The organism is Streptomyces sp. NPDC057616 (assembly GCF_042800575.1).
In the GTDB taxonomy this organism is placed as follows: Bacteria; Actinomycetota; Actinomycetes; order Streptomycetales; family Streptomycetaceae; genus Streptomyces.
In genome coordinates this window covers 92,637-105,053 of sequence record NZ_JBHVGU010000009.1, presented here as the reverse complement: position 1 = coordinate 105,053, position 12,417 = coordinate 92,637, and the positions used below count along the sequence as shown (strand labels likewise).

9 protein-coding genes and 3 pseudogenes are annotated in these 12,417 nt (G+C 70.3%); 4 read left to right on the top strand and 8 right to left on the bottom strand.

Annotated elements, in window-relative coordinates:
• Positions 1 to 175: 175 nt before the first annotated feature.
• The 3 genes from ACFU97_RS13370 to ACFU97_RS13360 all read right to left on the bottom strand — a co-directional run bounded on the left by ACFU97_RS13370 (position 176) and on the right by ACFU97_RS13360 (position 3,510).
• Positions 176 to 1,099 carry a carbohydrate ABC transporter permease gene (locus ACFU97_RS13370; protein WP_384254984.1) on the bottom strand — a complete coding sequence of 308 codons (924 nt, stop codon included), beginning with the start codon at positions 1,097 to 1,099 and terminating at the stop codon, positions 176 to 178.
• A 12-nt stretch (positions 1,100 to 1,111) separates the two neighbouring features.
• Positions 1,112 to 2,107, bottom strand: a complete 996-nt coding sequence (locus ACFU97_RS13365) for a carbohydrate ABC transporter permease (RefSeq protein ID WP_384254982.1) — start codon at positions 2,105 to 2,107, stop codon at positions 1,112 to 1,114.
• 92 nt (positions 2,108 to 2,199) lie between these two features.
• On the bottom strand, positions 2,200 to 3,510 hold the full coding sequence (locus ACFU97_RS13360; protein WP_384254979.1) for an ABC transporter substrate-binding protein: 1,311 nt from the start codon (positions 3,508 to 3,510) through the stop codon (positions 2,200 to 2,202).
• Between the two features lie 312 nt (positions 3,511 to 3,822).
• Here ACFU97_RS13360 and ACFU97_RS13355 point away from each other — a divergent pair, with 312 nt between their 5' ends.
• Positions 3,823 to 4,833 carry a LacI family DNA-binding transcriptional regulator gene (locus ACFU97_RS13355; protein ID WP_384254977.1) on the top strand — a complete coding sequence of 337 codons (1,011 nt, stop codon included), beginning with the start codon at positions 3,823 to 3,825 and terminating at the stop codon, positions 4,831 to 4,833.
• A 123-nt stretch (positions 4,834 to 4,956) separates the two neighbouring features.
• Here the strand turns inward: ACFU97_RS13355 and ACFU97_RS13350 are convergent.
• Both ACFU97_RS13350 and ACFU97_RS13345 read right to left on the bottom strand, forming a co-directional pair.
• Positions 4,957 to 5,697 (bottom strand): annotated as a pseudogene (locus ACFU97_RS13350) (aminoglycoside phosphotransferase family protein); the annotation flags it as partial.
• 312 nt (positions 5,698 to 6,009) lie between these two features.
• The gene (locus ACFU97_RS13345) at positions 6,010 to 6,405 is read right to left on the bottom strand and encodes a hypothetical protein (RefSeq protein WP_384254975.1); all 396 of its coding nucleotides are present in this window, start codon (positions 6,403 to 6,405) and stop codon (positions 6,010 to 6,012) included.
• A gap of 326 nt (positions 6,406 to 6,731) precedes the next feature.
• On the opposite strand from ACFU97_RS13345, the pseudogene ACFU97_RS13340 reads away from it, so the two are divergent.
• Positions 6,732 to 6,971: pseudogene (locus tag ACFU97_RS13340) on the top strand (IS5/IS1182 family transposase); the annotation flags it as partial.
• A gap of 66 nt (positions 6,972 to 7,037) precedes the next feature.
• Here ACFU97_RS13340 and ACFU97_RS13335 read toward each other — a convergent pair.
• Entirely contained in the window at positions 7,038 to 7,388 is a 351-nt protein-coding gene (locus ACFU97_RS13335) for a hypothetical protein (protein ID WP_384254973.1), read from the bottom strand.
• A 237-nt stretch (positions 7,389 to 7,625) separates the two neighbouring features.
• Between ACFU97_RS13335 and ACFU97_RS13330 the strand changes: the two are divergent.
• Together ACFU97_RS13330 and ACFU97_RS13325 are read left to right on the top strand one after the other, a co-directional pair.
• A pseudogene (locus tag ACFU97_RS13330) lies at positions 7,626 to 8,391 on the top strand (SDR family oxidoreductase).
• Between the two features lie 167 nt (positions 8,392 to 8,558).
• Positions 8,559 to 9,494 carry an SDR family NAD(P)-dependent oxidoreductase gene (locus tag ACFU97_RS13325; protein WP_384254970.1) on the top strand — a complete coding sequence of 312 codons (936 nt, stop codon included), beginning with the start codon at positions 8,559 to 8,561 and terminating at the stop codon, positions 9,492 to 9,494.
• An 88-nt stretch (positions 9,495 to 9,582) separates the two neighbouring features.
• Here ACFU97_RS13325 and ACFU97_RS13320 read toward each other — a convergent pair whose 3' ends face one another.
• Entirely contained in the window at positions 9,583 to 10,695 is a 1,113-nt protein-coding gene (locus tag ACFU97_RS13320; RefSeq protein ID WP_384254968.1) for a LacI family DNA-binding transcriptional regulator, read from the bottom strand.
• A gap of 125 nt (positions 10,696 to 10,820) precedes the next feature.
• Positions 10,821 to 12,242: a glucoamylase family protein gene (locus tag ACFU97_RS13315; protein ID WP_384254966.1), complete on the bottom strand. Its 1,422-nt coding sequence runs from the start codon at positions 12,240 to 12,242 to the stop codon at positions 10,821 to 10,823.
• Positions 12,243 to 12,417 lie beyond the last annotated feature (175 nt).

Below are 12,417 nucleotides of genomic sequence, written 5' to 3'. Positions count from 1 at the left end.
CCTCAGGGCTGACCCGCTGGCTGTGCCACCGGCATCAGGGTCGGGCCCGGTGGCTGGGCGACCAGCCTCAGGGCTGACCCGCTGGCTGTGCCACCGGCATCAGGGCTGGCCCGACGGCGGGGGTAATGGCCTCAGGGTCGGCCCAGTGGCTTCGGCCACCGGCCCCAGGAGACGATCAGCCCTTCACCGCGCCGGCCATGATCCCGCTGACGATCTGGCGGCCGAAGACGATGAACATCGCCAGCAGCGGCAGGGTGCCGAGCAGCGCGCCCGCCATGATCAGTGACTGGTCGCGGACGTAGCCCGCGCTGAGCTGGGTGAGGGCGACCGGGACGGTCGGGTTGGTCATGTCGAGCACGACGAACGGCCAGAAGAAGTCGTTCCACGCGTGCACGAACGTGATCATGAACAGGACGGCCATCGCGGGCCGAGCGACCGGGAGGACGATGCTCCAGAAGATGCGCAGCGAGTGCGCCCCGTCCACGCGGGCGGCCTCGACGAGCTCGTCCGGCAGGGCCTCGGCGAGGTACTGCCGCATGAAGAACACCCCGACCGCGCTCACCAGCGTGGGGAAGATGACGGCGGGCAGCTGCTGCGACCAGCCGAGCTCGGACATCATCATGAACAGTGGTACGACGCCGAGTTGGGGCGGCACCATCATGGTGCCGATCACCAGCGTGAGCAGGATGTTGCGTCCCTTGAAGCGCAGTTTGGCGAAGGCGAAGCCCGCCAGTGTCGCGAACAGCACCGTGGACAGGGCGATGACCCCGGCCACGATCAGGCTGTTGATCATGGCCTTGCCCATGGCCGCCTCGTCCCACGCGCGGGCGAGGTTGTGGAACAGGTTGGGGCCGGGCAGGAACGGCGGAGGCGTCTGGCTGACACGGGTGTTGTCCGTGGAGGCCGCCACCATCGTCCAGTACAGCGGGAAGATCGACACGATCGCCATGACGGCGAGCAGGACGTACGCGAGCGGGCCCGCGTGGTGCTGGCGGCCGGCGCGCACGCGCAGCAGCATCCGACGGCCGCCGTGGGGGACTTTCGGGGCGGGGGTCCGGGCCGGGGTGTCCGTGCGGACCGGAAGGGAGTTGACGGTCATGACGGCTCCTGGTCAGGGCGTGCGGGAGCGCAGCCGGCTGATCAGGCGCTGCGCCACGAAGACGAGGATGAGCAGCAGGAACATCGCCCAGGCGACGGTCGCCGCGCGGCCCATCTGGTAGTTCTTCCAGCCCTCCTCGTACAGCAGCAGACCCAGCGTCTGGTACTGGTTGTCGGCGCCGCCGGTGACCCCGTTGGGCCCCTGGCCGAAGATCAGCGGCTCACCGAAGAGCTGGGTGGCGCCGATGGTGGAGAGCACGATGGTGAAGACGATGGTGGAGCGGATCCCGGGCACGGTCACATGGGTGAACTGCTTCCACCGCGAGGCGCCGTCGATGGAGGCCGCCTCGTAGCGCTCGGCCGGAATGGCCTGCATGGCCGCCAGGTACAGCAGCGCGTTGTAGCCGGTCCAGCGCCAGATCACCATGGTCGAAATGGCCACCTGGGCGGGCCACTTGTCGGCCTCCCAGTCCAGCGGGTGGATGCCGAACCAGCTGAGCACCCAGTTGATCATCCCGAAGTCGCGCTCGAAGAGCATGGTGAACACGAGGGCCGCCGCACCGACCGAGGTGGCGTACGGCACCAGCGACGCGACACGGAAGAACAGCGAGGCGCGCATGCGGTAGTTGAGCAGGTGCGCCATGCCGAGTGCCATCAGCAGCTGCGGCACGGTGGAGATGACGCCGATGGTGATGGTGTTCTGCAGCGCGTTCCAGAACCGGGAGTCCTTCAACAGGTTGACGTAGTTGTCGAACGCCACCCACTCCATGGAGTTGAGGGTGGCCAGTTCCACGTGGTGCAGGGAGATCCAGGCCGTGTAGACCAGCGGGTAGAAGCTGAACGCGGCGAAGACCACGAAGAACGGCGCGACGAACGCGTACGGTGCGCCCTTGAGGTCCAGCCGGTGCAGCAGCGCACTGCGCCGCCGGTCGGCCTTCCCGTCCGGGGACTTCGCGGGCGGATCTGAACGCTCCTCGCCGGCCAGGGCGTTGGTGGTGGAGGTGGCCACCGGAGTTCCTTCCTGAGAGCGGGTGTCTGAGCCGGGCCCCGGGCGCGCCCGGCAGGGTGCGGGCGCGCCCGGGGTGTCGAAAAGCCCGAGGGTCAGCCGACCGCCTTGTCGATGCGCTCAGCGGTGGTGTTCCATGCCTTGTCCCGCGACTGGCCCTGCTCGACCAGGGCGAGGCCCTGCGTGAAGGTGTCCTTGATCGTGCCGTCCTTGCGGCCGAGGACCTGCTTGTCGGGGATCTCCTGCGCCGCGGCACCGAAGATCTGGCCGATCGGAGCGCCGCTGAAGTACGGGGAGGTGACGTTCTTGACGTCGGCCCGCTCCAGCGCCTGGCGGGAGGACGGGAAGTTGCCCAACTTCTTGAAGATGTACGCCTGTTGCTCCGGCGCGGTCAGCCAGGCGACGAGCTTCTGCGCCTCCGCCTTCACCGGGCTCTTCTCCGTCACGCCGAGGAAGGAGCCGCCCCAGTTGGCGCCCTTGGGGGCCCGGGCGACGTCCCACTTGCCCTTGTTCGCGGGACCGGCCTTCTCGCTGATGTGGCTCAGCATCCAGGCCGGGCAGACCGCGGTGGCGAAGGTGCCGTTGGCCAGTCCCGGGTCCCAACCGGGCTGGAACTGGCGCAGCTTGGCGCTCAGCCCGGCGTCGGCGGCGTCCGCGGCCAGGTTCCAGGCCTGCTTGACGACCGGGTTCTTGTCGTAGATCAGGTCGCCGTTCTCGTTGTAGTACTGCTGCGGGTAGCCGTAGACCATGGCGTTGAACAGGCCGCTGGAGGAGTCCATGTACGAGACGTGGCCGCCCTTGAAGTCCTTCTTGAAGGTGCGGCCGACCTCGACGTACTTCTTCCAGTCGCCCGCCCACAGCTTGCCGACCTGCTCGCGGTCGGTGGGCAGGCCGGCCTTGGCGAAGTAGTCCTTGCGGTAGCAGACGGCCATCGGGCCCGCGTCGGTGCCGAGGCCCAGCACCCTGCCGTCCTTGGTGGTGATCTGGGACTGCTTCCAGGGCAGGAAGTGGTCGGTGCCCGGTGTCTTGGAGAAGTCGGCGAAGTTGGCGGCCTGCGTCTCGGTGATCTCCTTGGCGCGGCCGATCTCGATGCCCTGGATGTCCTTGAGACCGTTGCCCGCGGCGAGATGGGTCTGCAGCGCGGTGTAGTACGTCTGCTCGTCGCCGGCTATCTCGGCCTTGATCTGGACGTCGGGGTGCTCCTGCTCGTACTTCTCGAGCAGGCCGGACTCCTTGAAGCCCATCACTCCGAACATGCCCATGGTGATGACGGTCTTGCCGTCCTTCTTGCCGCCGCCCGTGGCCGAGCCGTCGCCGCTGCCGCAGCCGGCGACGAGTGCCAGCGCACCGACGGCCGCGAGCGCTGACGCCAGCCTCTTTCTGCCGAACGAAACGGGACTGCTCATGGATCTCCTCCTAGGCGGCGACGCGGGCGCGCCGAAATGACACGTTTCGCGGCGACTCATGCGGCTCTGGTGGGGAGTGGGAACGTGCCCATCAATGCCCAAAAGAAAGGTGGGCACGTTCCCACCGATGCATGGCAGACTCACGGCAACGAGCCGATCTGTCAATGACTTGAAACCAAGCAGAGGTGATTGGCCCGGCCTTGCGTCCCTTTTTCCTGCCCGGCGCGCGGCCCGGCCGGCAGCGGCTTCTGCAAGAATCGGTGCTGGTCACCAGGGCGGCGGACACCGCCGCTACTGCCGGGAGGGGAGTGCATGGCTGGGAATCGCCGTCCGACGATCAAGACGGTCGCCGCCCGTGCGGGCGTGGGCAGGACGACGGTGTCCCGGGTCGTCAACGGCTCGGAACTGGTCAGCGCCGACGCGCGGGCCAGGGTCCTGGCGGCGATCAAGGAACTCAACTACGTCCCCAACACCGTCGCCCGCGGTCTCGTCACCAGCCGCACCAACGCGGTGGCCCTGGTCATCCCGGAGTCCGCGAGCCGCCTGGGCTCGGAACCCTTCTTCGCCGCGCTCATCCGGGGTGTCAGCGAGGCCCTCGCCGACAACCGCACGCAACTCCAGCTGATGCTCGTGCGCGACCAGGCCGAGCGCGAGCAGCTCACCGAGTCGGTGGCGGCACGCCGCGTGGACGGCGTCCTGCTGGTCTCCGTCCACGCCGACGACCCGCTGCCCGCGATGCTGGAGGACATGGGGCTGCCCACCGTGCTGGCCGGCCGCCGCGACGTCGGAGAACGGCTGAGCTACGTCCACGCCGACAACGCCGGCGGCGCCGCGCAGGCCGTCCGGCACCTGCTCGCCGCCGGGCGCACCAAGATCGCCACGATCGCCGGCCCCCTCGACATGGACGTCGGCCGCAGCCGCCTCGAGGGCTGGCGCACCGCCCACCACGAAGCCGGGGTGCAGGCCGGCCAAGTCCTGGTCGAGACGGGTGACTTCAGCTGGGAGAGCGGACGCAGCGCCATGCGTTCGCTTCTTGAACGCGTCCCCGACCTGGACGCCGTCTTCGCCGCCTCCGACCTCATGGCCCTCGGCGCCCTGGAAGAACTCCGCCACCGCAAACGGCAGGTGCCCGACGACGTCGCCGTCATCGGCTTCGAGGACTCCCTGGCCCGCTACGCCCACCCGCCCCTGACGACGGTGCGCCAGCCGGTGGAGGAACTGGGCCGGGCGATGGTCCGTATCCTCGGCGAGATCACTCAACCGGGGGCGGAGCGGCAGCAGTTGATGTTGCCTACGGAGTTGGTGGTGCGGGAGTCGGCGTGACGCCTTCGGGTGACACGGTTTGTACGGGCGCTCGGCAGTGACGGTACGTCAGTTCTTGTCGATGCCGGCCGAGGGCGAGGAGTCGGCCGGCATCGAGGTGGGCATCGAGGAGTCGGTCGGCGTCCGGGACTTGAGCACGTCGACCTCGCAGCCCGGTGCGAACGGGTCGAAGCCGTGCCGGCTCAGCCAGCGAATCACCAGCAGGCTGCGCAGCGACCACCAGGCGCGGATCACGTCGAGGTCGACGTCGGTTCCGTAGCCGGAGAGGACGTCGCCGAGGCGCTCCTCGTGTCCGAGCGTCAGGATGGCGAGATCGAACAGGGCGTCGCCCTGCCCCGCCTCGGACCAGTCGATGATGCCGGTGACCTCGTCGCCGTCGACGAACACGTGGGTGATCTGCAGGTCGCCGTGCGTGAACACCGGAGTCCACGGCCGGAGTGCCGCTTCGGCGACCTGGCGATTGCGGGTGACCAGGTCGGCGGGCAGGACGCCGTTCGTGACGAGCCACTCGCACTCGCTGTCGAGATCCGCCGCCAACTCGTCGGCGCTACGGCCCGCTTGGCCGCGCCTGGATGGCAACGGCGCGTCGTGCAATGTGCGGATGGCGGCACCTGCCGCGGCCCACGCCGCCGGCGACGCGGTCGACGGTTCGCCGAGGATGCCGAGCGCCTTCCCGGGGAGCGCGGCGAGTGCGAGGACGGGCGGCTTGCGCCACAGGATCTCCGGAGTCGGCACCGGCGCCAGGGCCATCGCCTCGACCTCGACGTCGATGCGCGCCTGATCGGCATCGACCTTCAGGAACACGTCACCGACGCGCAGGGTCGCCCGCTCGGAATGGGCGACGACGACTTCGACCTCATCCATGGGCGACCAGTATCCCGGGGGTGATCGTCGACGTCGCCGGGTTTATGACCTGCGACCACGGGGCCGACGGCGCCCTGCCACGCGGTGGCCTCGTGCAGGGCGCCGACCGCTGACCAGGTCCGGGCACCGGGACTTCCCCATCCGCGAGGCCCCGCTGCCGGAGGTCCACCAGCACGACGTGAGCCGTCTCGTCGCCTCGGTGCCGGACGTCGTCGCCGCGCAGCTCCCTCTTTCCACCCACGCGGTGACGGACCCGGCCCGGGCACTGCGCCCCGACCGGGTCCCTCGGTCCGCGCACGGATGTCTCGTGCGCTAACAGTGGGGCAGCAGGTTGACGTCGTAGATGTAGTCGTACGTGTCGAGGTTGACGTCGCTCACCCACACGTTGCGGTGTCCGGTGTCGTCGTCCGTGCGGAGCCAGACCGAACTCGTACGGCCGTTGCCCGTGTAGGTGACGCTGTACGTGAAGCAGTAGAAGTAGTTCCTGCCCGCGTACAGCGTGCCCGCGTGCGACGAGGTCTGCCAGTCGGGTGTGTAGTGCGTCCACTGGTCCACCACCGTGGTCATGTAGACCGGCGCGGCGGCCTGGGCCGCTGCGGCCTTCGGAGCGGAATCCGGCTGCGCCGCCACCGCCTGGGACGTGCCGGCGAGCAGGCCGGCCGTCGCCAGCACGGCAAGAACTCCGCTTCGCAAGGTACGGGTGCGCATAGTGCTTTCCCCCTGTGTCTTTCCGCCGTGACAAGGCCCGCGACGGGGCCTGCTCGGCGGCCAATAAGGTCCGGTGTCAACTGCCCGACGTCCTCTTTCCTGGACCATCGTGCCGATGCGCCCGACGGGCAAACAGCTCACGAACCGTTCACGTATGACCGGTGGCGAAGCGTCCTGAGGGCTGTCCCGAAACCGCTGGCCACGGAACTGGCCAGGACGCGGAAACCGCGAAGCCCACATCGTCGGCGAGCTCGAGGTGGTCCACGAGTTCCGCTGAGGCGAGGGGCTTGCTGACCGGGCACGCCGGCCCGCGGCGATGATCCGGCGTGGCGGGTGCGATCACGGCGTCGGAGCCGTCCTGGATAGCCCCGGACACTGCTGGCGGCGGCCTACTGGCGCACGAACAGACCATGGGGCAACTGGCGCCGCTCTTGACAGTGTTCAAGTCGGCGGCGGACCGGATCGTCGATCACCTCGGGCCGATGCCCGGCCTCCGGACCCCCACGCGGTTCGCGGAGGACACCGTGCTGATCGTGGACGGCACCCTGGTGCCCACCCGCGACAACGCACGGTGCCGGAAGTGCCCGGAAGGGCTTCCGCGGATACGTTGAGAAGGGTCCGGGCCCCGCGGTTCAGGCGCGGCGGCGCAGCAGGAAGGGGCATCCGGGACGGACGTTCTCTTCATCACGAGCGTGGCGGTTGTCGTCGCCGATCCTCCCTCGAGTCGCGAGTTGTTCATCGACGCTCTCGGGCTGCCCCTGGAGGGGGAGGGCAACGGCTACTACTCCAGCGGCAGCGTCGCCGGCAGCAAGCACTTCGGTCTCTGGCCGCTCTCGCAGGCCGCCGAAGCATGCTTCGGCACCGCTCAGTGGCCCGCCGACCTGGTGGTCCCGCAGGCGTCGATCGAGTTCGAGGTGGCCAGCCCGGAAGCCGTCGCGGCCGCCGGTGCCGAGCTTCAGCGCGCGGGCTTCGACCTGGTGCACGCGGCCCGCACCGAGCCGTGGGGGGCAGACGGTGACCAGGCTCCTCACGGCGGACGGCCTGATCGTCGGGATCTCCTACGCCCCCTCCTTGCACGTCCCGCAGGACGACCAGAACACGGAGTGAACCGGCTGGCCGGGCGAGCGGTGGGCGCGTGGGACGTACCATGACGATTGCGCATACCCGTGGTGTCGAAGTCTCGTTGGACTCATGCTGGCGGCGTTTCTAGCGTTGCCTGCATGAACGCTCCCCGCATCGCCCTCGTCACCGGCGCCGACCAGGGGCCCGGCCGCGCCCACGTCGAGGGCCGGGTCCTGGACGTCACGGATACCGAAGCCATCGCCCGCCTCGCCGAGGACCTCCAAGTCCGTTACGGCGGAGTCGACTTCGTCGTGTCCAGCGCCGTCGCCCGTCTGCTGCCCGAGGAGTCGCAGGCCTCGCGCCGACGAGTTCATCGACGTCTCCAACTCCGCCACCCACGCGGTCCCGCGCGCTTTCGCTCCCATCCTGCGCCCGGGCGGCCGGCTCCTCGTCGTGGCCAGCAGTCCGGGCACGCTCGGCCAGCCTCGAGCCCCGCCTGCGGCACCTGTTCGACGGCGCGAGCCTCGACCAGGTCGAGTGCGCCGTCGAGTCGTGGCGCAGCGCCATCCACAACGGCACTGCCCAGGAGGCCGGTTGGCCGTCTGGCTGAACGTCCCCTCGAAGGTGGCTCAGGTCAACGCCGTCCTCGCGCCGGCCGCCGAACGCCGCGAACACGACCTCGCCGCCGGCATCCTCATCGCCTCCGTCTGCCCGGGCATGGTCGACACCGCCACCTCCCGCCCCTGGTTCAGCGACTTCAGCCAGGCCCAGTCGCCTGCCCGGGCCGCCGAGGCCGTACTGGACCTGATCTTCGCCGAGCACGTCGACCCCGCCCTCTACGGCGAGTTGGTCCGCTTCGGCCGTCCCCTGGACTGGGAGGGCGGCACACCCCCGGTCGAGCAGGACCGCCTGCTCACACCGTGACGAACGGCCCCGTACCCACCTCGACAGACGGCCCCGCCACGTCCCGGCAGACGGCCCTGCCACGTCCCGGCATCCGACCCCGCCACGCCCTGACATCCGACCCGCCGAACGCCGACATCGGCCTCGCCGGACCCCCGACCACGACAGAAACCAGGAGAGTCCCCTCCATGAGCATCATCACCACACCCTTCGGCTTCTCCAGCACGGCCGCCGAGGTCGCGGCAGGCATCGACCTCACCGGCCGGCGCGCGGTCGTCACCGGCGCTTCCTCCGGGCTCGGTGCGGAGACGGCCCGTGTGCTGGCCGCGACCGGTGCGGCCGTGACGCTGGCCGTCCGGGACACGGCGGCGGGGGAGCGCGTCGCGAAGGAGATCGCCGACGCGACAGGGAACGAGCAGGTGTACGTCGCGCACCTCGACCTTGCCGATCCCGCGTCGATCGGGGCGTTCACCGCCGCCTGGCAGGGCCCGCTGCACATCCTGGTCAACAACGCCGGCGTCATGGCCTGCCCCGAGCAGTACACCGCGCAGGGCTGGGAGTGGCAGTTCGCCACCAACCACCTGGGCCACTTCGCCCTCGCCACGGGCCTGCACGACGCACTGGCCGCCGACGGCTCCGCCCGCATCGTCGTCGTCAGCTCCACCGGCCACCAGCGGTCACCGATCGTGTGGGACGACGTGAACTTCGCCTTCCGCCCCTACGACCCCTGGCTCGCCTACGGCCAGTCGAAGACCGCCAACGTCCTGTTCGCGGTGGAGGCGACCCGCCGCTGGGCGCAGGACAACATCACCGCCAACGCCCTGATGCCCGGCGCCATTTACACCAACCTCCAGCGGCACACCGGCGGCCGCGGCAGCGGACGGGTCCCGGCCGAACTGGTCAAGACGGTCGAGCAGGGCGCCGCCACCTCCGTCCTCTTGGCCGCGTCGCCGCTCGTCGAGGGCGTCGGGGGACGGTACTTCGTCGACTGCAACGAGACCGAGGTCGTCGACCGCCGCTCCGGCACCCTGCACGGGGTCGCCCGCTACGCCGTCGACCCCGACAACGGCCGCCGCCTGTGGACGCTGTCGGAGGACCTGCTCGCCGCGGCGCCAGCGCGTTAGCGTCGGTCCGGCGGGGGCCTCCGGGCCTCCGGCAACAGGGCCCTGTTCCAGCCGTTTCAGCCGTACGTGAGCCTTCGATACGGCCGCCTCAACTACCCGCGGAGGGTTTAGCCTCCGTCCTCTTCCCCGCCTCCTCCTTGCCGCACCCGCAGCTCGCTCGGCGTACCACGGTCACGGGAAGCATCAGCGAGACCGGCTCCGCATCGCGTGCGCCGGTCAGGCGCCTCACCAGGAGCTCGACCGCTTCCTCTCCCATACGCAGCATCGGCTGGCGCACGGTCGTCAGGGCCGGGCGTACCAGGCGGCTGAGCGGGATGCCGTCGAAGCCCGTCACCACCACGTCCTCCGGCACGCGGAGGCCCCTCTGCTGCAGGGCGTGCAGGGCACCGACGGCCAGCTGGTCGTTGGCGAAGACCAGGGCCTCGGGGCGGCGCTCGCCCCCGCGGGCCAGCAGAGCGTCCACGGCGCGTTCGCCCTCCGCCTGTGTCATCAGCGCCACCCGCAGATCGGGTTCGTCGGCGACGTCCACTCCACGGGCCCGGCACGCGGCGACGTGGCCGCGGAAGCGGGCCTCGACGTCGGGCGACTCCTCCGCGGTGCCGATGTAGGCGAGGCGGCGCAGGCCGTGGTCCTCGACGAGGTGGCGGGTCAGCTCGTGCTGGCCGTCGTAGTTGGCGACCTCGATGTGGTCCAGATGGTCGAGCTGGTCGTTCTCGCGCGGCCCGGCCAGCATCACCACGGGCTGACGGCGGGAGATGACCTCCAGCTCCTGCGTGGGCACGGTCCGGGCGAGCACGGCGAAGCCGTCGACGCGCCCGGCGACCTTGGCCACCAGGCTCTCCGGGCCACCCTTCAGGGAGGCGGCGATCAGCAGCGCGTAGCCGTGACGGCGCGCGGCCCGCTCCATGCCGCGGATGATCTGGTCGGAGTAGAGCGTCGCCGCGTCCTCGTCCTCCGCCTGGGTCGCCTCCGCGTCGGGGTCGGAGTAGTCCGGGAAGCAGAGCCCGAGGACGCCGGTGGAGCGGCTGGCCAGTCCACGGGCGTTGCCGCTGGGCACGTAGCCGAGTTCGCGGGCGGCCGTCAGGACGCGCTCACGCGTCTCGGCCCGGACGGAGTCAGGGTTGCGGTACACCCGGGACACGGTGGCGATGGAGACCCCGGACCGATCGGCGACGTCGTACACCGTGGGGGTAGTGCTCACGTGAAGGGACTCCGGAAGGGGCGGTGGGGACGGCAGGGACAGAAATGCACGGGCATACGACTGTAAGCGCATTCATTTTAGGTCCCGGCGATCGGGCGGGCAAGGGACGCGGCGCTGCCGCCTGCTCAGATGCTGAAGCACTCCTTGCCCAGCACCGGCCGTACCCGGGAGCGGAACCCGCCGGTGCGGAAGGGGCGTTGGAGCAGACCCGGGTGCAGATGCTGGGCCAGGGCCGCGGTGATCATGCCCTGGTCCAGCGCCAGGACGACATCGCTGACGCGGCCCGTCGTGACGTCGACGGAGTCCCGGAAGCCGTGGTCCTCGTCGTAGGCGCCGAAGTCGCGGGCGAGCTCCTGGAGGTTGGCGACGGCCTCGTCGGGCGCCTGGGGCAGGGCCAGGAAGGAGGCGTGGGGAGTGACCACGCCCAGGCTGTTGTAGCCGTCCTCCTGCATGCCGATGGCGTCGACGCCGTATTCGCGATAGCCGCCCGCAGGGATGCTGGCGGGCGAGAAGCCCCAGTACCCGTACTTCTCCTCGACCAGGCCGTGTTCGATCTGGCTGCGCACATAGCGCCGGTGCGTGGTGCCCCACGAGCGCGGTGACCACTCCGTCTCGGGCACGAACAGGGGCACCATCAGCGCCTCGAACATCGACCCGCCCCAGGTGGGGACGAGCTTGCGGCCGCGGTAGGTGTAGTGGCCCTGCCAGACGCGGACGCCGTCCACCGTGACGTAGCCGCCCTCGGGCTCCTGCTCCTGCCCCATGCCGGGGAGCAGGGTGCGGAAGAGGTGCCAGTAGTGGTCGGTGGGCAGGGAGCCGTCGGCCATGCCGTGGTAACTGGCCATGCGCGGCTCGGTGTTCAGGGCGCCGTAGTGGAAGCCCGTGGGTTCGCCCTTGCCGGGCCTGTCGGGCCAGTACCCGCCGAGGAGTTGGCCGGGGCCGGCGACCGGGTCGGCGGCGTCGTAGGGCGTGTAGAAGTACGACCAGTCGGCGTCGGCGAGGAGCCGGGCGATGCGCGGGCGCAGCGCGGGGTCGGCGTCGGCCGCGATCCTGAGGCCCGTGATCAGCCAGGAGTTGTCGACGGTGGACAGGAACGGCCGGACCGGGTCCCCGCTCTCCGGCCACGTCGTCAGGACCGAACCGTCGTGCGCGTCGTACCAGTTGAACCAGAATCCGTGCGCGCGCTCCAGCCGCTCCACGGCCGCCACCGTGCGGGCGAGGCGGTCGTGCATGAGCGAGGGGGAGATGACGCCGAGGCCGGCCGCGGCGACCGTGGACCACATGCCGCAGCCGATGTTGGTCGGCGAGGTCTGCGGCGAGGGGACGGGCGTGCCGGTGCCGCTGACGTCGATCTTGTCGGCGGTCAGGCCGAAGTCCGTGGTCATCGCCGTGATCGAGCGGTACGTCGACTCGAACCAGGTGCGCAGCGGCGCGGTGGCGGTGCCGGCACGGGGCGCGGTGCCGGGGACGGCGACGGCGGAGGGTCCGCTGGCGCAGACGGCCGCTGCCGATGCGGTGGCGGCCGTGAGGAACCGGCGACGGTTCATACGGGATCAACTCCTCGGTGAGCGACGGACGATGGCGATACGTGACGGGCGATGGGCGATCGGCCGCACGAGTGGTGAGGCGGTGACGCGAGTGGTGGGGCGGCAGGGAGGGTGGTGAGGCGGTGGGGCGAGGGGGCGGGAGCCGGTGGGTGTCAGGGGTCCACCGGCTCCCGAG

Bases quoted from the DNA above. Each gene is read 5' to 3' on its own strand.
- ACFU97_RS13315 (WP_384254966.1), bottom strand. From the start codon at position 12,242: ATGAACCGTCGCCGGTTCCTCACGGCCGCCACCGCATCGGCAGCGGCC.
- ACFU97_RS13355 (WP_384254977.1), top strand. From the start codon at position 3,823: ATGGCTGGGAATCGCCGTCCGACGATCAAGACGGTCGCCGCCCGTGCG.
- ACFU97_RS13345 (WP_384254975.1), bottom strand. From the start codon at position 6,405: ATGCGCACCCGTACCTTGCGAAGCGGAGTTCTTGCCGTGCTGGCGACG.
- ACFU97_RS13370 (WP_384254984.1), bottom strand. From the start codon at position 1,099: ATGACCGTCAACTCCCTTCCGGTCCGCACGGACACCCCGGCCCGGACC.
- ACFU97_RS13360 (WP_384254979.1), bottom strand. From the start codon at position 3,510: ATGAGCAGTCCCGTTTCGTTCGGCAGAAAGAGGCTGGCGTCAGCGCTC.
- ACFU97_RS13325 (WP_384254970.1), top strand. From the start codon at position 8,559: ATGAGCATCATCACCACACCCTTCGGCTTCTCCAGCACGGCCGCCGAG.